The 21637-nt window shown below is 38.5% G+C and carries 23 protein-coding genes and 1 pseudogene; 10 read left to right on the top strand and 14 right to left on the bottom strand.

Translation table 11 applies throughout. The annotated features are described in order from the left end of the window. Nucleotides 1-179 precede the first annotated feature (179 nt). The 4 genes from DSM106972_RS37060 to DSM106972_RS37045 all read left to right on the top strand — a co-directional run bounded on the left by DSM106972_RS37060 (nucleotide 180) and on the right by DSM106972_RS37045 (nucleotide 2817). Nucleotides 180-578 carry a VOC family protein gene (locus DSM106972_RS37060; RefSeq protein ID WP_127085381.1) on the top strand — a complete coding sequence of 133 codons (399 nt, stop codon included), beginning with the start codon at nucleotides 180-182 and terminating at the stop codon, nucleotides 576-578. 231 nt (nucleotides 579-809) lie between these two features. After that, nucleotides 810-1016 (top strand): hypothetical protein, encoded by a 207-nt coding sequence (locus DSM106972_RS37055; protein ID WP_127085380.1) that lies wholly within the window; start codon nucleotides 810-812, stop codon nucleotides 1014-1016. Nucleotides 1017-1308: 292 nt separating this feature from the next. Beyond that, nucleotides 1309-1941, top strand: coding sequence for an FMN-dependent NADH-azoreductase (locus DSM106972_RS37050; protein ID WP_127085379.1), 633 nt, complete (start codon nucleotides 1309-1311; stop codon nucleotides 1939-1941). Nucleotides 1942-2346: 405 nt separating this feature from the next. Then, nucleotides 2347-2817, top strand: a complete 471-nt coding sequence (locus tag DSM106972_RS37045) for a hypothetical protein (RefSeq protein ID WP_127085378.1) — start codon at nucleotides 2347-2349, stop codon at nucleotides 2815-2817. Between the two features lie 129 nt (nucleotides 2818-2946). Here DSM106972_RS37045 and DSM106972_RS37040 read toward each other — a convergent pair whose 3' ends face one another. The 3 genes from DSM106972_RS37040 to DSM106972_RS52790 form a co-directional block, all read right to left on the bottom strand. Then, nucleotides 2947-3210 (bottom strand): BrnA antitoxin family protein, encoded by a 264-nt coding sequence (locus tag DSM106972_RS37040; RefSeq protein WP_127085377.1) that lies wholly within the window; start codon nucleotides 3208-3210, stop codon nucleotides 2947-2949. Continuing rightward, entirely contained in the window at nucleotides 3185-3469 is a 285-nt protein-coding gene (locus tag DSM106972_RS37035; protein ID WP_127085376.1) for a BrnT family toxin, read from the bottom strand. Before DSM106972_RS37035 ends, DSM106972_RS37040 begins: the two co-directional genes overlap by 26 nt. Before the next feature lie 76 nt (nucleotides 3470-3545). Further along, a complete protein-coding gene (locus DSM106972_RS52790) occupies nucleotides 3546-3935 on the bottom strand; it encodes a hypothetical protein (protein ID WP_233787953.1) in 390 nt (129 codons plus the stop codon). Between DSM106972_RS52790 and DSM106972_RS37025 the strand changes: the two genes are divergently transcribed. Further along, entirely contained in the window at nucleotides 3891-4688 is a 798-nt protein-coding gene (locus DSM106972_RS37025; RefSeq protein ID WP_127085375.1) for a TetR/AcrR family transcriptional regulator, read from the top strand. The genes DSM106972_RS52790 and DSM106972_RS37025 overlap by 45 nt on opposite strands. A gap of 132 nt (nucleotides 4689-4820) precedes the next feature. Here the strand turns inward: DSM106972_RS37025 and DSM106972_RS37020 are convergent, their stop codons facing one another. Next, nucleotides 4821-5930 carry a C1 family peptidase gene (locus tag DSM106972_RS37020; protein ID WP_127085374.1) on the bottom strand — a complete coding sequence of 370 codons (1110 nt, stop codon included), beginning with the start codon at nucleotides 5928-5930 and terminating at the stop codon, nucleotides 4821-4823. Between the two features lie 97 nt (nucleotides 5931-6027). On the opposite strand from DSM106972_RS37020, the gene DSM106972_RS37015 reads away from it, so the two are divergent. Next, nucleotides 6028-6780, top strand: a complete 753-nt coding sequence (locus tag DSM106972_RS37015; RefSeq protein WP_127085373.1) for a glycosyltransferase — start codon at nucleotides 6028-6030, stop codon at nucleotides 6778-6780. Nucleotides 6781-6893: 113 nt separating this feature from the next. On the opposite strand, the gene DSM106972_RS51745 is transcribed toward DSM106972_RS37015, so the two are convergent. Beyond that, complete coding sequence (locus DSM106972_RS51745) at nucleotides 6894-7046, bottom strand: hypothetical protein (protein WP_158632941.1); 153 nt, start codon at nucleotides 7044-7046, stop codon at nucleotides 6894-6896. Between the two features lie 38 nt (nucleotides 7047-7084). Beyond that, on the bottom strand, nucleotides 7085-7234 hold the full coding sequence (locus DSM106972_RS51740) for a hypothetical protein (RefSeq protein WP_158632940.1): 150 nt from the start codon (nucleotides 7232-7234) through the stop codon (nucleotides 7085-7087). 152 nt (nucleotides 7235-7386) lie between these two features. On the opposite strand from DSM106972_RS51740, the gene DSM106972_RS37010 reads away from it, so the two are divergent. The 3 genes from DSM106972_RS37010 (at nucleotide 7387) to dprA (ending at nucleotide 9435) form a co-directional block, all read left to right on the top strand. Then, complete coding sequence (locus DSM106972_RS37010) at nucleotides 7387-7608, top strand: hypothetical protein (protein ID WP_127085372.1); 222 nt, start codon at nucleotides 7387-7389, stop codon at nucleotides 7606-7608. Then, nucleotides 7609-8043 carry a PIN domain-containing protein gene (locus DSM106972_RS37005; protein ID WP_233787351.1) on the top strand — a complete coding sequence of 145 codons (435 nt, stop codon included), beginning with the start codon at nucleotides 7609-7611 and terminating at the stop codon, nucleotides 8041-8043. It abuts the gene before it with no gap. A 273-nt stretch (nucleotides 8044-8316) separates the two neighbouring features. Then, nucleotides 8317-9435 carry a DNA-processing protein DprA gene (dprA, locus tag DSM106972_RS37000; RefSeq protein WP_127085371.1) on the top strand — a complete coding sequence of 373 codons (1119 nt, stop codon included), beginning with the start codon at nucleotides 8317-8319 and terminating at the stop codon, nucleotides 9433-9435. Between the two features lies 1 nt (nucleotide 9436). Here the strand turns inward: dprA and DSM106972_RS54160 are convergent, their stop codons facing one another. The 8 genes and pseudogenes from DSM106972_RS54160 to DSM106972_RS36965 form a co-directional block, all read right to left on the bottom strand. Then, entirely contained in the window at nucleotides 9437-9718 is a 282-nt protein-coding gene (locus DSM106972_RS54160; protein ID WP_233787352.1) for a hypothetical protein, read from the bottom strand. Beyond that, nucleotides 9678-9896, bottom strand: a complete 219-nt coding sequence (locus DSM106972_RS36995; protein ID WP_233787353.1) for a hypothetical protein — start codon at nucleotides 9894-9896, stop codon at nucleotides 9678-9680. Before DSM106972_RS36995 ends, DSM106972_RS54160 begins: the two co-directional genes overlap by 41 nt. Nucleotides 9897-10023: 127 nt before the next feature. Further along, the gene (locus tag DSM106972_RS36990) at nucleotides 10024-10638 is read right to left on the bottom strand and encodes a Uma2 family endonuclease (RefSeq protein ID WP_127085370.1); all 615 of its coding nucleotides are present in this window, start codon (nucleotides 10636-10638) and stop codon (nucleotides 10024-10026) included. A 506-nt stretch (nucleotides 10639-11144) separates the two neighbouring features. Then, complete coding sequence (locus tag DSM106972_RS36985; protein WP_127085369.1) at nucleotides 11145-11531, bottom strand: response regulator; 387 nt, start codon at nucleotides 11529-11531, stop codon at nucleotides 11145-11147. Between the two features lie 2 nt (nucleotides 11532-11533). Beyond that, nucleotides 11534-14020 carry an ATP-binding protein gene (locus DSM106972_RS36980; RefSeq protein ID WP_127085368.1) on the bottom strand — a complete coding sequence of 829 codons (2487 nt, stop codon included), beginning with the start codon at nucleotides 14018-14020 and terminating at the stop codon, nucleotides 11534-11536. After that, nucleotides 14010-15110 carry a response regulator gene (locus DSM106972_RS36975; protein ID WP_127085367.1) on the bottom strand — a complete coding sequence of 367 codons (1101 nt, stop codon included), beginning with the start codon at nucleotides 15108-15110 and terminating at the stop codon, nucleotides 14010-14012. Before DSM106972_RS36975 ends, DSM106972_RS36980 begins: the two co-directional genes overlap by 11 nt. A 261-nt stretch (nucleotides 15111-15371) precedes the next feature. Beyond that, nucleotides 15372-15542: pseudogene (locus DSM106972_RS55985) on the bottom strand (WD40 repeat domain-containing protein); the annotation flags it as partial. Between the two features lie 664 nt (nucleotides 15543-16206). Further along, nucleotides 16207-20817, bottom strand: a complete 4611-nt coding sequence (locus DSM106972_RS36965; RefSeq protein ID WP_127085366.1) for an nSTAND1 domain-containing NTPase — start codon at nucleotides 20815-20817, stop codon at nucleotides 16207-16209. Between the two features lie 385 nt (nucleotides 20818-21202). On the opposite strand from DSM106972_RS36965, the gene DSM106972_RS36960 reads away from it, so the two are divergent. Then, nucleotides 21203-21577: a hypothetical protein gene (locus DSM106972_RS36960; protein WP_127085365.1), complete on the top strand. Its 375-nt coding sequence runs from the start codon at nucleotides 21203-21205 to the stop codon at nucleotides 21575-21577. Nucleotides 21578-21637 lie beyond the last annotated feature (60 nt).

Raw genomic sequence — 21637 nt, 5'->3', positions numbered from 1 at the left:
CGTGAAAAAAAGTAGAACTTCGTTGCAGTATTTTTGGGCAAATTTATTAGTAAGATGTATACTAACTAACTCAACCAGGTGAGCTTATTGCTTTGATTAAAAATATTGAAAGTAATAATACAGAAGTTTTGGAGGACTAACAACTTTTTTGTTCGCTGTCCCACGCTCAGGAGTTTAAAATGCAAATTACTTCTTCAGCTATCTCACTCAACGTGGATGATGTTACGGCATCAGGCGCCTTTGTCAAGAAACACTTCGGATTCAATGAAGATATGTCAGCCGACGGGTTTATCTCTCTCTCTAGGCAAGATGCTGGTTTCAACCTTATTTTCCTTCAAACTGGGCTAAAAACTTTTAAACCAACCCACATGCGCGGACATCGAGCAGATGGTTTGCTAATTGTCTTCGTGGTGGATGACATCGATAGCGAATATAGTCGATTACAAAAAGAAGGGGCGCCAATTATAACGCCAATAGAAACCGAACCTTGGGGCGAAAGATTTTTTCAGGTTAAAGACCCAAACGGTGTTATTATTCAACTTGTTCAGTGGATAACTGAGGCAAACTCACAATCATAATATTGTGTTATTAATTATTGGCGCAAATTTTAAATCTCTCTTTTCTCTGCCCTAGAAGCCTCTGTGGAAAATACAGGGTAAATGTTTTAATGAGACGCAAGACATACGAAGTCGGGTTAAAAGATGGAATTAGCAACCCTTACCCGCAGATGAGGCAATACGTTTTCTTTCACACCCTAAAAGGAAGTCCAGATAACAATCTTGAGTTCGTCTCGGATAACGCAGTGGAAAATGTTTTCGGAATTAAAGCAACAACCAGGTTATGATTTTTATGTGATTGCAAATGATAGGCAAGAAGAACAAGATATTGAAAAAATCATGATAGAAGATTTAAATAAAATAGGGGCAACAATAAAAGAAAAAGATGTTTCTGCTGAATGGAAGTATTTTCCTCATGTAGATATTGTAGATATAGAAAATAAATTTTACGAGCGGTGAGAAAATTTGCAAGGAATAAAGAACACCTATTTTGTAGGTGAACTGTTGAATTTTTCTTACATCGAAGCAGTAATTGAATATTCTTACGATTTAGTTAAAAGGTTTTTTTAATGATTTAAGCGTAATTCAAAGGCGCCATAGTAACAAAAAGATTTTACCTAGTAGCTGGAAACTTGACCGCAAGAATTTGATAGTTTCACAGAAATTAGATAGCGCAGTCGTGAGTGGCTTCTGTAACCTGAAATTGTGATTGATATTTTGCTGGTTTTAAATCAACAGGAAGTTAACAGTTATGGCACATTTATTGCATATCGATGCCAGTCCGCGCGGTACACGCTCACAATCTCGCCGCATGACCAGAGAGTTTGTTGAAAAATGGCAGCTAGCTCATCCTAATGATACTGTTACTTATCGCGATATTGGGCGCCATCCCGTTCCCCATGTTGATGAAAGTTGGATTGCTGCCGCATTTTCTTCGCCTGAACAACATACACCTGAACTACAAAAAGCCATTAGCATCAGTGATCAATTAGTAGATGAATTATTAACGGCTGATATATATGTTATTGGTGTTCCTATGTATAATTTCAGCGTACCCAGTACGTTTAAGGCCTACATTGATCAGATTGTTCGAGTGGGACGAACTGTTGCATTTGAACCGAATGATTCTGCTAATGTTTTCAAGCCGTTAGTACTGGGTAAAAAAATGTTTATCGTCGAAGCACGAGGCGATTCGGGCTTTCAACCTGGTGGGCAATATGAAAAGATGAATTATCATGACCCTTACCTTGTTACTGTTTTTGGGTTTATGGGTATTACTGATATTACCTTTATTCATGTTGAAAACGAAGAATATGGCGGGCATAAGTTAGCAGAGTCAGTTGCAAAAGCTCGTACTAAAATTGCTGAGTTGATCACAGCATGATGATATATTTTTAATACATAAGTACTGCACCTAAGTTATCCATATCTTCATGTCCCAAAATGTGGCAATGGTAGATGTACTTGCAAAGGGATGGGAGGTATCTGCAAATACTTCCCAAATCTCTGTTGAGTATACTGTTTTTACACCTATTTGTACAATCGAGGCACCCACTAACAACAAACAGACACCTAAAGCAAATTCAGAAATTAAATATAAACAAAACTTATTATTACTAAAGTTCTTAGAATTTTTTATTGTTAATAGTAATTATATACTACTAAATTGCACAGCCAATTGGTGAGCTAAATGTTAAAGTAAACCAAGATACAACTGTTAAAGAAAGTTCACACTTTTTAACCACTGGATAAGTCAAAATATAGCGTGGATATAGCTTGAATGGTGTTTATGTTGAAGAAAATTGATTTGCGGGAAGTTAGAGAACCAGAGCAGAAAATTTTTAAAAGAGAAGGAATTTTTGTTTACAGCCATACTTGGGAGGTATGGGGAGAAGAGGAGGACACAGGAAACAAACCTGAAAGCTTAACCTTTACTAAAAGTAGTAATGACTTTGCTAACAACATATTGATAGTCAAAGGTTCACTGAAAGATTGCATCGAGGTATTGTCCTATGTGATCTTAATGGAGTTGCACACGGAGTTGATGAGAGATAAAAGGCACGGTGGCACAAGACAGAAAAATCTACAGGAGCAAAGTAAGTGCATTCGTGCCAAGCAGGCCGAGATTAGAAAAGCGTGCTGGGAAAACGGAGAGTACAGGGGAGACAGTTGGTTTATTCGCTCAACTTTAACGCGGGAAGAGTGCCAGTGGAAAAGTCAAAACTTCACTAATTACGTTCACTTCCAAAAAACAAATTAATTCAGAATGTGGGATGGGCGCTATGATTGTCTTTCAAAAGGAAACTCAGATTCCTGACTCATACCGCCCTTTCTCCCCTTTTGTAGCTTTTCTCGCACAGAAGCGGCCTGTCTCTGACATGACTCTAATTTATCCATCATTTCTTATTTTACTTTGATGTTCAAAGTAAGAACGTAATACACTATTTATTAAAGACTGATAGCCTTTACCTTGACTTTTAAACCATTGTAAAATATCACTGTCAATTCTTAATGAAATTGCTTGTTTAGTGATAGGTTCAATTAGTTTGGCCTTCTCCCAAAAATGCTCATTTAATTCGGGAATATCAGTAGTATCAATATCCTCATCAGGTATACTCTCAATTTCTTTAAGTCGCTTGGCTGAGATAGTCATAATATTCTCTTCTTTCTTTTGGAGTTGCTTTTCTTGCTGAAATAATACGAATAATTCCTTCTCTTTCAGTATGAGTCACAGTGACAATAACTACACCTTGTATTGTTCCTATACTGATTTCTCGAATTTCCCCATAATCAAAACGGTCGTCAATACTGGTAAATATAATCCCGTCAAATATTTCTCTTGCCTCCTCAAAGCTGATGCCATGTTTTTTCAAATTTTGGGTATTTTTGTTTTCATCCCACTCAAACTGCATTATGAATAGTATATACAATCTGTATCTACAATTCAAAGTAGCATGTTTATGATTGAGATGCAATATGCCTTCGGCATTAAGGGGAGCTTATCGCTTTTTGAGGTGTTTGGCATGAAGTGTGATCACGTACAGCGCTTACAAGTATCCACATTGTACTATTTGTACTATTTGTATTATATGTACTATATAGTGGCGTGCGAGCGCGCGCATTTGTAACATCTTGATCAACTTGGTCGTTATATTCGGGTAGGTTGCCAACAAGTCTCCAGTGCTTCTCACCTTGCATGGGAAACATCAGCGCAAACGAGTCATGTCCCAAGACGCCGTAAAATGTAGCCTCGTCAACCTGAAACTCCATCTCCACGTCCGCAACGTAAAATAAACGTGGGTGAGTCGAACCTTCAAAAGCGAGACCGAGGAAATGCCGCGTTGGACTACTGGCGCCATGCAGGAATTTTTGACACATGGGTTTGCTGGGGCAACGATGGATAGAGTCACAGCCGCAGCAGGTGTATCTAAAACGACTGTTTATAGCCATTTTCAAGATAAGGAAAAATTATTTATCGCTTTAATTGAGCGTTTAATAACAAGCTGTGCAGGTGTGCTGGACTTACCTTCATATTTTTTTCAAGGAGAACCTGCATCTGTATTGGCAGGTTTGGCAAATAATTTTTTAAATCAGCTAAGTAAAAGTGTCAGTGATACACCAGAACTTTTAGATTTGATACGCTTGGTAATTGCTGAGTCCGGTCGGTTTCCTACGCTGGCACAGTATTTAGTTAGTAACACTCAAAAAATATTTGTTAATAATGTTACCCAGTATTTGCAGTTTCATCCAGAATTACAATTGAAAGACCCAGAGGCAACAGCACGTATATTTTTAGGCGCCTTATTTCATTTTGTGATGATTGAATTTATGCTCCAAAGTGGAGATATTATGCCAATGGAGCGTCAAAGACTGATTGATAACTTAGTTAACTTGATTACTGCCAACGTTAAGTTAAATGAAAATAAATATTCTGCTAATAAAGAAAAATCTACACGACGCAAGCGTTCTGCTACAGGTAAATTTGAACCAGACTACAAAGAACCCAAACGCTTACGTTCAATACGACTTACCGATACTGCTTGGGAAAACTTAGATGCCATAGCAAAAGCTAACAACCTGACTCGTAGCGAAATAATTGAACTTTTAGCACGGGGCCAAGAGTTGAAATAATTGTATATACATGGACGACACACTTTGCAACGGATACAACAGGTGTAACGGATAGGCTACTTTAAATAATTAGATTTTGTTTTTAACAAATAACCATCCGTTACATCCGTTCATCATCCGTTGCCAATCTTTCTACTCCTCTTCGCAGTCCTCACCATCGATACAGTAGTCGTAATCACCATCTATGGCGTATTCATTGCAAAGCGCATCTAGCTCTTCAAGGAATTCGGTTGCGTCTTCAATTGTCAAGTCAAAGTTGAGAATATTAAGAACAAAGCTTTCATCATCTTGCTCTTCGTATTCATAGTCGAAGTAATATTCTTCCTCGCTTTCTACATAATTTAGACATAGATTTTCTAAATCGGTCGCAAAACCTTCTGGGTCGGAAGTTGTAACATAGAAGTCAAATAGCAACAAAGAACCTTCGTCAGCAAAAACAGACTCATCTTCTTCCCAAACCTCTGCGCTAAAGTCTAAATCGCTAACAGATTTTATAATCCACGAGTCGTGTCCGTTATAGTCTTTGTGAATTACATAATCGTAGGGAATATAACAGTACCCTTCATCTCCCCAAGAAGACCCCCATGAGTTGCGTACTATAAACATCTTATCTTTATCGGAGTAACCAACACACAGCATTGCGTGCCAACCGTGGGTTTTGCGTACATTATCAGATGACTTGGGCATTGGTACCCGCCCCCGATTTTTTGTAGCCTCATCAAAAGAATTAAATGTATTGAGAGCAAAGGCAATTGGATATCCTTCTGCTAAAGTATGGCGCCATAAGTCAAGGTCAGTTTCAACAAACTCAGCTTCCTCAATTGTAAAGTTAGCTGCATGTTCGTAAGCTAAATCATCTGGTTGCTCTAATATTAACTCCTCCTCATTAGCCCAAAGTTCTTCTGAACACGCTCCATACTTGCACAAAGCATCGATTGCTAGTTCCATTTGTGTCCCTTGGTCTTCGTTTTCGCTTTCATGCAGCGACCGCGCATTATAGTAAACAAACAAACGGCTTACATTAGCAGATTCTCCCAAAGCCCGTTTTGCAAGATATTCATAGGCGCCTACAAAAGCATTAGCAACACAACTGTTACCAACCTGCTCTTCTACGTCGGTCATATATTTACGCAGGTCAACTTTGGGTGGTAACTGCTTACTCTGGAAACGTCCTATTTGATGAAACTTCGCACCCTCTGATTTTTTACCCGGAATATAGCCAGCAGTATATTTAAGAATCATGGTAACTATTATTACATTCAACTCACATTTAATACTTGTATAACTTATTGGAATTGGATTGTAAAGATTACTACTTGAGAGAATGGGCGGTTGACTTTTGGCATATAGCTTATTTAATTTTGCTGCAAAACCCGTTTGGCAGGTTATATACAAATACCGTAAACAGTGGAATTTATCTATATATAAGCAAACTAATGATATTTTCTCCAAACGAGCTATCATTACTCGTCATATCAAAGAATTTGAGTTTCCGCGACAATTCCCACCATACTTTCACTTTACAGGCCCATTCCATAACTCTATAGAAAGACAACCCATAGAATTTCCTTTCGGTAAATTAAATGGTAAGCCGTTAACTTATGCTTCAATGGGAACCTTACAAAACCGACTAAATGATGTTTTCTACACTATCGCAGAAGCTTGTATAGATATAGATGCTCAACTTGTAATATCTCTTGGTGGTGGACAGGCACCAGAGACATTTTCAAACTTACCCGGAAATCCCTTAGTAGTCAAATATGCTCCTCAACTAGAACTACTACAAAAAGCCAGCCTTAATATAACTCATGCTGGACTGAACACTACCTTAGAATCACTTAGCTACGGAGTGCCAATGGTTGCTATTCCTATAACTGACGACCAGCCTGGAGTTGCAGCACGTATAAAATGGACAGGCGCCGGAGAAATAATACCACTCTCTCGCTTGAACGTTACCACTTTAAAAGAAGCTATTCAACGAGTACTGACGCAAAACGAGTACAAGCAGAACGCAGTCAAACTACAAAAAGCCATTAGCTGCACTGGGGGAGTAACCCAAGCAGCCGATATCATCGAAAAACTTATAGGATAAGCGTCTCGCCTGTCCTACAACAAGATTTTATACGGTTTACCGTACCTTTTAATTCGGTTTACATAGGCTACAAAAACAGAACGTATTAAAATAGCATGAGCAAATCGACGCTCTCATTTTTTTTCATTTGTTAATTTTTTCTCAAGCTCATTCAAATCTCTTACAAGAACTGAATCTACTCTTTGATGACGGTTAATTTGCCTTGATTTTTCCCATTGCCAAAACTGACCTGACTCAATTTGCAAGCGACCAGCAAATTGATTCATATGCTTCAAGTCGCTTTCCGTTGTTTCAAATCTATCAATTAAATGGCACCTGGGGTCATATTCATCTTGTTTTGTAGGTTGAGAATAACAATTACTCGGCTACGATTACTGTCATTTAACCGAAGTTCAAATAGTTTTTGAGTGGGAATCTCAACAGTATCAATTTCATAAACTGCAAAGTTTTTCACTCCTCTCTGTTCTAAAAACCATATTAATATTATTTCTTTCCTCCTCCAAAGGTTGCAATCAGACGTGAATAAAGTCCAACGGATACGCTACTGTAGATGTTGAATTTGTATACACTATGGTATAATATGGATAAAAATTTATAGGAGCTAATATGCTGACTGTTGAGTTTCAAGCCAAAGTTGAGAATGGAATAATTCTTATTCCAGAAGAGTATAAAAAAGAACTAACAAATGCGAATTTTGTGAAAGTGACTGTAAACAAGCAATCTGAGAAGAAAGCCAAAGAAGTTGATATTATGGACGAACTGGCACAAAACCCTATTGAAGTCCCAGGTGTTCGTTCAATTTCTCGTGAACAGATGCATGAACGATAAATGATGAGTACTCAACCTTGTTTTATAGACTCAAATGTTTGGCTTTATCGCTTGATGGTAGACCCAAATTCCAACCAAACTGATGAAATTAGAAAACGGGCTTTAGCAATAAATTTAATTGATAATAGTGAGGCTTTTGTCAGCACTCAAGTTATTAACGAGGTTTGTTCTGTTTTGTACAGAAAAGCAGCGTTTAATGATGAGCAGATTAAAAGAGTTATTCAATCTTTCTATAATAGAGCCACAGAAGTAAAACTAAATCAAGAGATACTTGAGAATGCGTGTAACTTGCGGACTCAATATAGTTTCTCTTTTTGGGATGGCTTAATTGTTTCAAGTGCTTTATCCACAAGCGCAACTACTCTTTATTCAGAAGATATGCAAGATGGTTTATTTGTTGAGAAAAAGCTAACAATTATTAATCCTTTTAAATAGCGGAAAAAATTTTCTTTTCTGGACATTTGTTAACAAGGAGTACCTACATATACTTTTGGAAGCTGCAAGTACTTAACTTTCCAACCCTTAACACTGAGCGTTTTGTGTCTATTATGTCTGTTGCACTACATCCGGCACCATTCGGCTGTAAACTATTTTAGTTTAACAACTGCGAACTTAACACCAAGTTAAAAATAGTTACATTTTAATCGTGAGCTTTAAATCCAAAACAGGCGCCTGGGAATACTATATATAGTTATTGAGGATGGGAAGTTGTCAGAACGCGCGTATTGGTTAGCTTGGTCGCAGATATCAGGTGTGGGGCCAGTATTATTACAACGGTTGTATCAGCATTTTGGTTCTTTACAAGCTGCATGGTCAGTAAAGTCAAGTGAATTAGGCGCCGTAGAAGGTTTTGGTTTTAACACGATACAAAAAGTTGGCAAAGAGCGAGCTAATTTTAATAAAACTAATCATCCAGAAGAGTTTCTGGCACAACACCTCAAAGAAAATCCTAATTTCTGGACACTAGTTGATGATGAGTACCCGCGTTTACTTATGGAAACTGCGAGTCCTCCACCTATTTTGTATTATCGCGGCGCCGTTGAACTAGAAGAAAACTTGGGGCAAAAAGGACTTATTGGAATTGTGGGGACACGGCAACCAAGTGAATATGGTATTCGCTGGACTAGGCAAATTAGTACTGCGCTTGCAAAAAATGGGTTTACTGTTGTTTCGGGTATGGCAGAGGGAATTGATAGTGAAAGTCATGTTGCTGCATTGAAAGCAGAAGGACGCACTATTGCTGTTTTTGGTACAGGTGTTGATGTTGTCTACCCTGCCAAAAATCAAAAACTTTACCAGCAAATACTAAAGCAAGGAATAGTGGTCAGCGAATTTAATAGTAAAACTCCACCCGACCGCACACATTTTCCTCGTCGCAACCGCATTATTGCTGGTTTGTGTCGTGCAGTTTTGGTAATGGAGGCGCCAATTAAATCTGGCGCCTTAATTACAGCAGACTACGCGAACGAGTTTGGACGTGATGTGTATGCACTGCCGGGTAGAGTAGATGATTATAATTCTCAAGGCTGTTTAAAGCTGATTGCACAAGGCGCCACACCAATTCCAAGCGAACTGGATGAGTTAATTAAAATGCTAGGAGCGATACCACAGTTTGATTCTATACCTGCAACTGTAAAAACAGCTTTACCTCAGTTAGAACCAGAACTTCAAAAGGTTATTGAAACAGTTTCGATGGACTCTACTGCTTTTGATATAATTATTCAACAAACTGGTATGGCGCCGGGTTTAGTTTCTAGTGCGCTATTACAACTTGAGTTAATGGGTTTAATTGCACAGTTACCGGGTATGCGCTATCAACGTTGTTAATTTACATATCTAAATCTTCGTTTTCTTCAATTGTAGGTTCTAGAGTCATACTGGGAATACTACCCATTGGTGTATCTATCAGTAGAGAAGTCCTTTCTTCTTCGATGTTTTCTTTTTCTATCCATAAGAAAGCGAGAGCAAATATTGGAAAAGGAAGGATATAAAGGCTTACACCCAATTCAATGCCAGAGAGCTTGTTATATAATGCTGTTGTACTTACAATTTTTTCTATTGCTTCTGCTTTAAAAGCAGCATGGACTGCCGCACTGAATTCCGCATACAACCAAACTCATTAAATCTACTTGACTTGAAAACAGTAAATCTTGTTGATACTGAGCAGTCGCGTGTGTCTCAAATATATTATCCAACCGTTCGCTGCAAAATATACGTTCCATTAACACTCGTGCCATCACACTTATGGGGCTTTCTTCTACAAATTGCTCAAAAATGGAGGATAACATTTTGATGCACCCTGATACTGATATTGTCAAGAATACCTTGAAGTCGCCCCTAATTATCTATACTAGAAGCGGCTTTTGGGCGCCGCTCTAGTAGTGCATTAGTTCGCGCCATCAAGGGCTGGCACTTTCAACCCCACACTCTACGCATATTTAAAACAAAACCGGGTAGCACATCCTCACCCGATAACTTTGTTGGATTTTGCAACACCTCTACCTCTAGTCCAGGTCGATAAATTTCTACTTGTCGTTGCTGCGGATTAAGTAACCAGCCTAATCGGGCGCCATTATCAATGTATTCTTTCATCTTTGCTTGCAATGGCTCAAGTCCATCTGAGCCAGACCGTAACTCAACAACAAAGTCAGGGCAGATATTGGCAAAAGTCCCTTTTTGTTCTGGAGTCAGTGCATCCCACCGTTGTTGACTTACCCAAGAAGCATCGGGAGAACGAGTGGCGCTATTGGGTAAAATAAACCCAGTAGAGGAGTCAAAAGCTTTACCCAAATCTTCGTTTTCTTCGTACCAGCGATACAGTTGTCCGGTAAGACTGAGGTTGCGTTCCCCAGTTTCCCAACCTGTTGGTGGGTTCACAATTAACTCTCCTTGTGCGGTTTTTTCCAGTTTCAAGTCTCGGTTTACTGCTGAAATAGCTGCAAACTGCTCTTGGGTGACGTACAGCCTAATTGATGATGGCAGTTCAATTGGTAAGGTTTGGTTTTTAGGACTAGCAGGTGTCTGTACCATCTTGACCTCTTATATAATAGGGGTTATGTAAAAGACGCTTACCCTATTAACTAACATATTCTACAACCTATGAAGGCGCCATCGCATTTAGTAACCTTGCACTCTCCTTGTGTACTAAGTTTTTTAATTGCCCCTTTGAGGTTATTAAAACTATTTTGTACCTAAAGTTACTAATTGCTGAAGGAGGTTTCAATCTATTTTAGTACTACTTGGTTAAGAATTATATGTGGTAAATTTAAAGATGTAGAGATGCAATATCCAAGCGTTTCTGCACACAGAAAAATATTATCAGCAAGCTTAATCGACTAGTATTTTAATTTATTCTCACCTCTTTTCATCAATGTTTACAAAGAGAAGTTAGACGCAAAGGACGGTTAGGGATGTCTCTTAACTCTAACTAAGAGCCAAATTACCCCTCTAAAAATGTCGAGTGTTTCTACTGCACAGTATATCTTGGAATATAATCAAAGGGAATTCCCCACTGGGATTCCTTTTTTATTATTGAGTCAAGTTTTATGTACTCTTCGTAAAATTATTTCTGTAAGTTGGTCGGACAAAGTAAATGGGTCATAGGGTTTAGTAATTAATGCTGCTAAATTTAACTGGCTAAATTGACGCTGTTCGGCAGGTTGTGCTTTTGCTGTTAAAAAAACTACGGGAATATGCTGGATTTCTGGATTTGATTGTATTTTTTTTAATGTAGTCAACCCATCCATATCTGGCATCATTACGTCTAAAAGAATTACATCAGGTTGTGAACTAGCAGCGACCACTAAACCTTCTTTACCTGAACTAGCAGTAAAAACTTCCCAATCTCCGGTTATTTCTAAACACACTTGAGTTGTTTCTCGAATACCCTGCTCATCATCTATTATTAATACACGCTTACTCATAGTTATGCTCCTCGTAATAAAGGTAAAGTAAAATAAAATGTACTACCTTGGTCTAATACACTTTCTGCCCAAATTGCGCCTCCATGTTGTTGTACAATACTTCGACATATTGCAAGTCCCAAACCCGTCCCTCCTTGGTTACGAGAATTTGATGCATCGACTTGCTGAAAACGGTCAAATATAGTTTCTAATTTATCTTCTGGAATCCCCCTCCCTTCATCTTTGACTTTAAATAATATATGAGGGGTCATCTGAATTTCCGCGCTTAACCAAACACTACTACCAGCAGGTGAAAACTTAATCGCATTGCTAATTAAATTAGTAAGTGTTTGAACTATTCTGTCTGGGTCTGCCCAAAGTTGAGCATGAAGTGGCGCCACACAAAGAGTAATTTCGGCTTTTTCTGCCATCGCGCGCATTTCATCAGCAGCTTGCGTCATTAAGTCAGCAGCATTACATATTTGAAAATGCATTGAAACTTTGCCGGAGTTGATGCGCTCTATATCAAGGATATCGTTGATAAGACGCACCAAACGGTTTGTATTTTCAAACGCAATTTCTAACATTCTATGTTTCTTAACTGGTTGGCTATCAAGCGAATTATTTGATAGTAAACCTAAAGCGCTGCATATCGAAGTTAAAGGTGTTCGTAGTTCGTGACTAACTATAGAAACAAACTCATCCTTCATGCGCTCGATAATTTGCCGTTCGGTAATATCTTTGAAAATAACTACGGCGCCGATAATTTGACCTTGTTCTTCGATTGGTGTTGAAATATACTCAACAGGAAATTTTGTGCCATCACGACGATAGTATATATCATCACAAATGTTTTGGACTTTGCCATATTCTAAAGTTGCACGAATTGGGTTTTCTGACCATTTATATGCTGTACCGTCAGGTTTAGTGTGTTTTATAACAGACTCTAGAAAATGTTTATTTGGGGTAATTAGTTCTTCGACTTGATAACCCAACATTCTGGCGCCCGCAGAATTGATAAAAGTAAGTTTGGCGTTGGCATCTAACCCATAAATTCCCTCACCCGCTGAGTTTAAAATTAACTCGTTATATCTACTTAAACGCTCTACAGAGGCTTGTGCTTGTTGACGTTCTTTTACTTCATGTTTCAACTCAGTATTGGCTTGCTGTAACTCAGTGGTACGTTCAAGTACTCGTGTTTCTAACTCCGCATTTAATGCAGAAATTTTGCTTTCAAACAGCTTTCTTTGTTCAATGTCTCTATGTAAATTATAATTAGCAGCATGTATTTTTTGATATAATTGATATTGCTGAATCGCCATTGCAAAGTGGCTACCTAAAGAATTTGCTAAATCAATTTCTGGCGCCGTCCAAGGATTTACTTGAGCTTTTTTTAACTCTTGCCATGCTTCAAACGATTTTACTGGACGTAAATGTCGCTCGTCCAGAGGGTCTCGGCGCCGTGCCCATAAAGTTTCTGTATCAATAGAGCTACGGAAAATACTTAAATAACCTACAATTGAAGTATGGTACTCCAAGCGAACAATTAACAAGCTCCGAATTTCAGCTTTATTAAAATCATTCGCTAAATATTCTGGTAACGCTGATACAAGCAAATCATTAATTACCCAAATATGATTCAGTTCAGGTAATGTTGGTTGAGTAGTTAACCAATCGCAATAATCTTCACTTAATATACAACCAGACCCACAACTATATATTTGTGGTTCTTCGTTTGGCTTTTGTGGCGCAATATAAACTCTACCACCGCTAGCTTGTAAACCCGATACCGCTAACTCCAAAGCTTGTTGCAACTGCATTTCGGTCATTGAATGTAACAATTTAGCAACACGGTTAATTGTAGCTTCTTGTTGTGCTAAAATTCGAGTTTGTTGAAGTAAGGTTGACTGTCCCACCGCAATAGATAGTTGGTCTGCTACAAGTTGCAATACTTGTAATTCTCGTTCGGTAACATTTCGCGGTACGCTGTGATGAGAAACTAATAATCCCCACAACTGCTGACGGTATAAAATTGGCACAACTACAGAAGAATTCACACCCATTGATATCAAATATTCGATATGGCAGGGGTCTACATGACGAAACCAAATATCATTATTATCACTGTCAGGATATAAAAATCGACTTAACCCTATAGTTTGAGCAGTTACATCTACAATTGTACGCTGGCGAACTGTCTGAAACATTTCACGCGCTTCAACTGGAATATCCTCTGCGGGGAAATGTTGCCCTAGTAGTGAGGGTAAACACTCGTTAACAGATTCAGCGACAACTTCACCGCTACCATCTGTATCAAATTTATATACCTTAACCCGGTCAGTTTCTAGAAAAACCCGCACTTCATTAACCGTTACAGACAAAATGTCAGATAATTCTGCATATTGACGAACGCGGTTCATTAACTTATGTAGCAATACTTCGAGTGAGTCTACAGGGTTTATTGACTCTATAGACGAATTTTCTTGGTTGTTAAAAGTATTATTTAACACTATCTTCCTCCTCTACAAAATTCAAAACTGCTTTGTCAAACTCTTCAAAGACTGGTTTATTGAGTTCTTGTTGGAGAAGTTCTACTAAGTGGCAGAGGTTAATTACTGTACTTTGGTCTTTTTGCATCTCTAACTTAAACATCTGCTCTATCTGCTTGGCAAGACGTGAACCCTCTGCTAAACCAAATACACCTAATAGTCCTGCTAACTTATGTGCTGTAACTTGAGCTTGCTGTTTTTGTTCTTCTGCCAATTCGTTTAAAGTTAGTGCTGTAGATGTTTGTTGTAAAACGGCTAAACGTTCGTTTGTTTGGGATTGTAAGTTTTGCCATAACTCGGTTAATGCAGTTTTCATTTGTTGTTTTTGGCTCTTTTTTTTCTGCTGCACTTTCAAAGATTGCTTTTTGTTGTCGAAACCAGTTTCTTTTAAACGATAACCGATGCCATATACTGTTTCTATACAATCATTTGGGGCGCCTGCTTGAATGATTTTTTTCCGCAAACCTTTGATATGCGCTGTTACTGTATCTTCTTTTGGCGCCTCTTCGATAGACCAAAGGTGGTCAAGAATATCACTTCGGCTAAAAACAATATGACTATTATGCAGAAAAAGTTCTAGTAAACGGTACTCTTTAGGAGTTAAGGTGAGCAAATTATCGTTGTAGGTAACTTCGCAGCTATCTGGATACAAACACAAGTTTTCCCATCGTAGTACTGTTTGAATGGGTAAATTCCGGCGCCGTAGTAAAACACGAATACGCGCTAGTAGCTCAGAAAACTCAAATGGCTTAACCACATAATCATCTGCTCCTGCTTCTAGTCCCTCTACTTTATCTGTATTTGAATTTTTCGCCGTCAGTAGTAAAATAGGCGTTTGGTAGTTTTTAGAGCGCAACCTCTGACAAATCTTGAGTCCATCTAGCTTTGGCAGCATGACATCAAGCAGTATCAAATCATACGAAAAAGTTTCTATTAACTCCCAACCGGAGTTACCGTCGCTAGCAACATCAACTGTGTAGTGCTGGTTGCCAAGAACACACAATAGTGTTTTGGCTATGCACTTGTCATCTTCAACTATTAAAATCCGCATTGAATTAAACCTCTGTGTACTTCAACGCTGTTGGTTTGACAGAATTAATCTCTAATTTTCTACAAATACTATGGTTGACTTATTTTTGTCAAAAATGACCTCGCACAGATTTTCTTAAAAGAGTATTATCGTCAAATTCGGGAATTAATAGTCACTCAAGTTTAATATACTTAATGTTTCGTATTGTTTCTTAATTAAGTTTTAAAGTATCTACTTGCATTTAATATGAAGTTTTCTTTACCATAAATAATAATTTATACTTTAAATAAAGAAACCTGGTTTCCCGATACTATGCCTTTTGAGGGTCTGTAGTTTTTTGGCGTCGCGGCTCCAAAGTTTGACGGTTTTATACTCACTGGCAGAGGCAAGGATTTGTCCGTCCGGGCTGAAGCTGATATTCCAAATTATTTCACTATGCTCCTTGAGGGTCTGTGATTCTTTGCCGTTTTTGCTCTACAGTTTAATGGTTTTGTCATCGCTGGCAATGGCGATGAGAGTACCGTCAAGGCTCACACTAACGCTACCAGGTTTTTGCGTTTATCCTGGCTCAATACCTTTTTTAGTCGCCTTGAGGTTGGCTGGGATAGCTGATGGTGAACGAGAGCTTAATGTATACAAAAAAATATTATGAATATCTAAAAATAATGAATAAATGCCTTTGTTAAAACCTAAAAATACTGAATTCGGCTCTTCCGTACTTAGCGTGCTAAAGCTAGTTAAAAAATAAGCTTGAAATCCTTAGCGGACTTTTCTTACAGCCATTATTACCTTCATAAAGGCTTTTATTGCTGAAATTTCAACTATAAGTGCCTGTAAGCCTTGAAAATAAAGCAAAGTTATTAACTCTAATTAAAATTTAGCACGCTATATACGAAAGAACCCTTTTCTAACGACAGAATTGCATAAAAAAAGTACCCTGATGGATGACCGCCGAGATATCTGCAAACTGGGACACGTTGTAAAGTTATATTAAGCGAATTGACAGAATTGCATTAAAAAGTACCCTGATGGGTACTTTATACTGTTATATTGATTTAAAAATCTACACAAGCAATCTATTAAAAAATAGGGTTTAAAAAGTCAATATCATCTAAATTTAGCTTGAACTTAAGTTTTTATTATTTATCCTTGCGATTCCATCACAGATTTTCTTATCTTGCTTGCTAATATTGGGATTATTTTCTAAATAATGATGTACCCAATTACAGGCATAGGCTCGTAATTCTTCAAAATCTAAATCTAAATTCCAAAAAATTAATCTTCCGCTGTTATCACCAGAAACCAGGGTATGACTATTAGAAATAAAATTAAGACTCCAAACTGAATCATTATGTACTTTATAAGTTTTTAATTCTTTGCCATCTATACTCCAAAGCTTAACATTATAGTCTAGGCTAGCAGTGGCTATAATCTTGCTATCTGGGCTAAATCTAACTCGGAAAACTCCAGCATCATGACCTCTCAAAGTTGTGATCAATTCACCTTTGTTTGTCCAAAGTCTAACAGTTTTATCTTCGCTAGCAGTAGCAATCATTTTGCCGTTAGGGCTAAAACTGATACTATAAACTCCATCTTTATGCCCGGAAAGAGTTTTAATTAATTCGCCTGTTTGCGTCCAAAGTTTGGCATTTGTGTCCCAACTCGCAGTGGCAATAATTTTACCATCCGGGCTAAAATCCACACTATTAACTCTGTCTTCGTGCCCCTGAATCCTCTTGATGAAATTGCCATCTTTGTTCCATAGCTTGACAGTGTTATCTGCGCTAGCAGTGGCAAAAATCTGGCTATCGGGGCTAAATTTAATACTCCAAATCCAATCATTATGACCTTTGAATGTATTAATTTTTTCACTTTTTTCATTCCAAATATTTACAGTTCCATCGTTAGTCACCGTCGCAATTTGCTGTCCGTTAGGAGCAAAACTAACATCTGTTACCGCGCTATTATGTTTTGGTAAAATACTAATTAGCTTACCGGATGGTGTCCAAAATTTGACAGTTTTATCCCAACTAGCAGTAGCAATTTGCTTACCATCTAGACTAGAAGCAATACTATAAATTGCACCCTGATGTGCAGGTATTACTTGAAGCTTCTTACCTTGTATCTGCCAAAGTTTGACACTTTTATCTTTACTTGCAGTCGCAATCATTTGATTGTCAGGACTAAAACTAGCTCGCCAAACCCAATTTTGATGTCCGGTAAGGGTTTGGATTTTTTCACCATCTTTATTCCAAAGAATTACGGTTTTGTCAGTACTGGTAGTAGCAATCATCTCACCATCGTGGCTAAAACTAACACTAGTTACTGAATCTTTGTGGTCATTTAAACTTTTAACTTCTTTACCGTTAATATTCCAAAGCTTGGCTGTACCATCTGCGCTAGCAGTGGCAATCAACTTACCATTCGGGCTAAAATTCACGTACCAAACCCAATCTTTATGTCCTTTAAGCGTTTGTAATTCTTCCCCGTTTATGTTCCATAGTTTGACTGTATTATCAGCACTAGCGGTAGCAAGAGTCTGACTATCTGGGCTAAAATTGACACAATATATTCCCTGATTGTGCGCTTTAAAAGTTTTGATTGGTCTTCCTTCACGAGTCCAAAGTTTAATATTTCCCCCATAATCAGCTGTAGCAACTGTTTGGTTGTTAGGGCTAAAGCTGATGCTATAAACTGATTTTTTAGGGTGAGTAAGGGTAGTAATTAATTGACCTGATGTTGTCCAAAATTTGACAGTATTATCCCAGCTTGCAGTAGCAATTATTTTTTGGTCAGGACTAAAACTAACGCTATTAACTAAAGCTGTATGTCCTTTTAGAGTTGTGATTTGTCTGCCGTCTAAACTCCATAGTTTAACTGTTGTGTCTCTACTGGTAGTAGCAATAATTTTACCATTAGGGCTAAAGGTAACATCTCTGATTTCATCTTCATGTCCTATTAATCTGTTGCGTTCTTTGACTTTATAAACTGCTTCTTGCAATAAATCACTAATTTTGCTTTGGGTATGAGCTTTTTTGTCAACAATAAATTCTAAAGGGTTAATATTACTGAGTTTTTTTGATGCTTTTAAACTTGTTATTAATGCATCAAAATCCTGATTTGATGCCAACTGTGCTGCTGTTGTGGCATTGAGAGCTTCGATTTCATTCTTATTAGCATTCTGCCCTTGCCACCAAGCTATTCCAGCCAGTATCAACGCTAACACTAAACCAATCGTCAATCCTAAAATAGTCAGTTGGCGCCTGCGCTTTTTCTTGTTACTCTCACGCTCCCGAAATTCCACACTCAGCCCAATAAAACTCCTCTCCAACGCACTCAATTCTAAAAAACGTTGTCTTTGCCAGTATTCAGCATCTGCCAGCGGCTTTCCTCGCAACAGCGCCCCTTCATCAAAACTGCTTTCCCAAGTACGCATTGCTGCCCGCAACTGCTCTTGCCAGCGGCGAAAATCTCTATCTTGCTGCATCCACTGATGTAATTTTTCCCAACTACGTATCAAAGCTTCATGAACAACCTCTACCGTATCTAAACCCGTTTTTTCATCTCGTCCCGTCACCACTAAACGGGCATCAGCCAAATGAGTCACCAAATCCCAATTTTCCTCACCCACCTCAACGCGGGTAGCTATACGACGGGTATCGTCCGTCCCTTCCCCTGGATGCACCAGTTGGATAAAAATTCGCGGCGCCCTTTCTTTTTCCTCAAAGTTAAGCTGGTTATATGCGGAGTCAGCATAACGAGCCAACCCCCCTGTTACCCCCCCAATTTCATCATAAGCAACATGGGTTAACTGAGCCTCTCGCTGTTTTGACCATAGTTGAGTGAGGGCAAACTCCAATAAAGGCAAATCTCCAGGTTCGGCACTCACCTCCGTAAGAATACGTTCAGTCAGTCCGGTCTCTATTGTTACCCCCAGCAACTTAGCAGGTTTTTCTACTGCCGCAAAGAGTTCAGAGTCCGTCATTGGACTAAGTTTTAAGTCTGCATACTGCAAGGCATCAGCAAAGGGACGATAAGACAATGCTTGTCCCAAAAAGTCTGCCCTGAGAGTGATGACAAAACTAAAATTACGACAATATTTGATTGTTGACAGTAATCTATCTAGAAAAGCTTTGCGCTCTTGTGCGTCTTTGCAAAGCGTGTAAAGTTCTTCAAACTGGTCGGCGACTAATAACAAACGCTTGCTAGGGTCATCAGAGAGGATATCATCCACCACATCCCGCAACCCATTCTCACACTGCCCCAGATCACTGGCAAAATTTCTAATTTCCCGCAAGCGTTCAGTGCGGCTAAGTACAGGTGGCATAGTTTGGTGATGGTAGGCTGTACTAAAATTGGGTTTCTGGTCAACCAGGGCAGTTGCAAGATTAAACAAAGGTCTTGAACCAGGTCGAAAGTCAACAATATGCCAGTTTCCGTCATCTCGCAGACGCTTCACCAAACCTGCAAACACCACACTCGATTTACCACTGCCACTAGAACCAATCACCGCAACTAAGGGTTGTTTTTGCACTGCATCCACCAACATATCGGTGAAAGTTTCCCGTCCAAAAAAGAACTGTGCATCTTTTGAGCGAAAAGCAAACAAACCACGATAGGGAATAATATCCGTCGGACGGCGCCCTAAATCTAACCAATTTGGTGGGGTTACATCGCTATTTTGACAAATTACTGGCAACCAAGAAGCACAAGGATATTTATCCTCAAGCCCGTGCAACTTTAACCTTGCTTCCTTTACTGCTTGATATAAGGGCTTCTTACCAGTCGTAAAAGCCACCAAAAAATGCTTTAAAAATAGGTGTGCCACTTCATCTGGCACTTGTTCCCTCATCACGATAATTTGGGGAATCTGTAGCGCTTCTAAATCAGACGCTAATCCCAAGCCATCACAGGAATTGAAAATCGCCACAGCTAACCCATTGCTCTTCGCTTTTTTCAACCCGTACTTGAGGTCATCGGTAGTTAAGCTTTCCTTGTTCTCATTAATATATATGCGACCACTATCTCCCACAGTTTGACTATGACCTGCAAAAAACAGGATATCCCAAGGTTTTTCCCACAAGGAATCATTGATTTCGTGACGTTGAGGCTGCACCAAAAAAGTGACAGACGCATCAGGTAAACTGTTAAGCAATTTTCGGTCTGTTTCCACATCAATACCAGTACTGTTGCCCAAAATTGCTAGAATTTTGATTTGATCTCTAATGCTTGGGGTTTTCGCTTCTGTGTGTTTTTGATAATCGGTTGCACTTAAAGCTAGTTCGACATTAGGGTATTCCTCGACCAAATCCCAAAGATGCCAAGGTATTTGTCGTAACTGCTGATTAGATGTGCGAATTAGCACCCGCACCGAATCATTTTCTTGTAATTCCTTTAACCAACTTTCCCGAATGGGGCGAAAAGACTCCTTCAGCAGCCAGTTATTTAGTCGCTTTTGTAACTCAGTCGCTGAATTTTTACAGTCTGACTGCTTCTGATTAATCGAACCAGAGTAAGTAACTTTTTTCGCTTTGAGAGCGCGGTAGTCACTGCCCAAACTACGGTAGTGCGTTCGCCACTCGTCAATTGTTGTCTCCAAGAAAGCAACTGGTGGTAGATTACCAGTGACTTCTTTATGGGGGTTAACTCCTTCAAAAGCGATTGAAAGCGTTACCCTTACACCCTGCTGTAAATCGCCATCTAGCTTTAGAACAACCAATTTTGTCATTGGTAGTATAAAAATTAAGCACTTCCATTAAAATAACACTCTTTCTTCAGACTATTTCGCAAAAGTTCAAGTTAAATTGTGCTTATAATTACTATATAACCATAGAAAAATTAATATACATTGAATTCAATCTATCATTGTTATAATTAACTGAAGAGGTGTCACTAGAGAGAAAGAATTATCCGCGAAGTGATTATTACAAATACTGTCAATTATTAGACAATTTAGTATAACTATCTAAAAATAGTAGGATAACTATCTAAAAATATTTAATTATTAATTCAATTATAAAAAAATAGTATTGGTATTAGAGAATTCAACTTTTGTTGAATGTAATTTTATCCTAACAAGAAAAATCCCATAACATGTATTTAGGAGTTTTTATATGAAGTTGTTTAAATTAGGATTACTAAGCTTAATATTTAGTGGAATTAGCACCGCAACGGTAGCTAACGCACAAGTAATTACCAACTCACCTGCTTCCAATGGAATAGGTAACTCACTTAATTATCCGAACGGAACGCGCGTTTCCCCTAACGGAACGATTTCGGCGCCAAATGGTGGAATAACTTACCCCAGTGTCACAGTACCGCGTGGTGATGGAACTAGTATTTATTACTATCCGAACGGAACTAATCTTATGATACAGCCGAATCAAATCAACCCAACTGGAACATATATTTATCCAGGCACCAATGGTGGTTTGAGAAATAATATATACCAGCCACAATATTTCCCAAATAGCACCAATCTACGTTGATAACAAATTTGATTGATTGAAATTGTTATTGAGCCAGGAATGGAGAGTATTTAGGTTCAG

Source organism: Dulcicalothrix desertica PCC 7102, from assembly GCF_003991905.1.
GTDB classification, from domain to species: domain Bacteria; phylum Cyanobacteriota; class Cyanobacteriia; order Cyanobacteriales; family Nostocaceae; genus Dulcicalothrix; species Dulcicalothrix desertica.
Note: the sequence above shows the minus strand (reverse complement) of the source record. Positions and strands in the feature narration are given on the sequence as shown.

Bases quoted from the DNA above. Each gene is read 5' to 3' on its own strand.
- DSM106972_RS37060 (WP_127085381.1), top strand. From the start codon at position 180: ATGCAAATTACTTCTTCAGCTATCTCACTCAACGTGGATGATGTTACG.
- DSM106972_RS37055 (WP_127085380.1), top strand. From the start codon at position 810: ATGTTTTCGGAATTAAAGCAACAACCAGGTTATGATTTTTATGTGATT.
- DSM106972_RS37050 (WP_127085379.1), top strand. From the start codon at position 1,309: ATGGCACATTTATTGCATATCGATGCCAGTCCGCGCGGTACACGCTCA.
- DSM106972_RS37045 (WP_127085378.1), top strand. From the start codon at position 2,347: ATGTTGAAGAAAATTGATTTGCGGGAAGTTAGAGAACCAGAGCAGAAA.
- DSM106972_RS37040 (WP_127085377.1), bottom strand. From the start codon at position 3,210: ATGACTATCTCAGCCAAGCGACTTAAAGAAATTGAGAGTATACCTGAT.
- DSM106972_RS37035 (WP_127085376.1), bottom strand. From the start codon at position 3,469: ATGCAGTTTGAGTGGGATGAAAACAAAAATACCCAAAATTTGAAAAAA.
- DSM106972_RS37025 (WP_127085375.1), top strand. From the start codon at position 3,891: ATGCCGCGTTGGACTACTGGCGCCATGCAGGAATTTTTGACACATGGG.
- DSM106972_RS52790 (WP_233787953.1), bottom strand. From the start codon at position 3,935: ATGTGTCAAAAATTCCTGCATGGCGCCAGTAGTCCAACGCGGCATTTC.
- DSM106972_RS37020 (WP_127085374.1), bottom strand. From the start codon at position 5,930: ATGATTCTTAAATATACTGCTGGCTATATTCCGGGTAAAAAATCAGAG.
- DSM106972_RS51745 (WP_158632941.1), bottom strand. From the start codon at position 7,046: ATGAATCAATTTGCTGGTCGCTTGCAAATTGAGTCAGGTCAGTTTTGG.
- DSM106972_RS37010 (WP_127085372.1), top strand. From the start codon at position 7,387: ATGCTGACTGTTGAGTTTCAAGCCAAAGTTGAGAATGGAATAATTCTT.
- DSM106972_RS37005 (WP_233787351.1), top strand. From the start codon at position 7,609: ATGATGAGTACTCAACCTTGTTTTATAGACTCAAATGTTTGGCTTTAT.
- DSM106972_RS36995 (WP_233787353.1), bottom strand. From the start codon at position 9,896: ATGTTATCCTCCATTTTTGAGCAATTTGTAGAAGAAAGCCCCATAAGT.
- DSM106972_RS36990 (WP_127085370.1), bottom strand. From the start codon at position 10,638: ATGGTACAGACACCTGCTAGTCCTAAAAACCAAACCTTACCAATTGAA.
- DSM106972_RS36985 (WP_127085369.1), bottom strand. From the start codon at position 11,531: ATGAGTAAGCGTGTATTAATAATAGATGATGAGCAGGGTATTCGAGAA.
- DSM106972_RS36975 (WP_127085367.1), bottom strand. From the start codon at position 15,110: ATGCGGATTTTAATAGTTGAAGATGACAAGTGCATAGCCAAAACACTA.
- DSM106972_RS36965 (WP_127085366.1), bottom strand. From the start codon at position 20,817: ATGACAAAATTGGTTGTTCTAAAGCTAGATGGCGATTTACAGCAGGGT.
- DSM106972_RS36960 (WP_127085365.1), top strand. From the start codon at position 21,203: ATGAAGTTGTTTAAATTAGGATTACTAAGCTTAATATTTAGTGGAATT.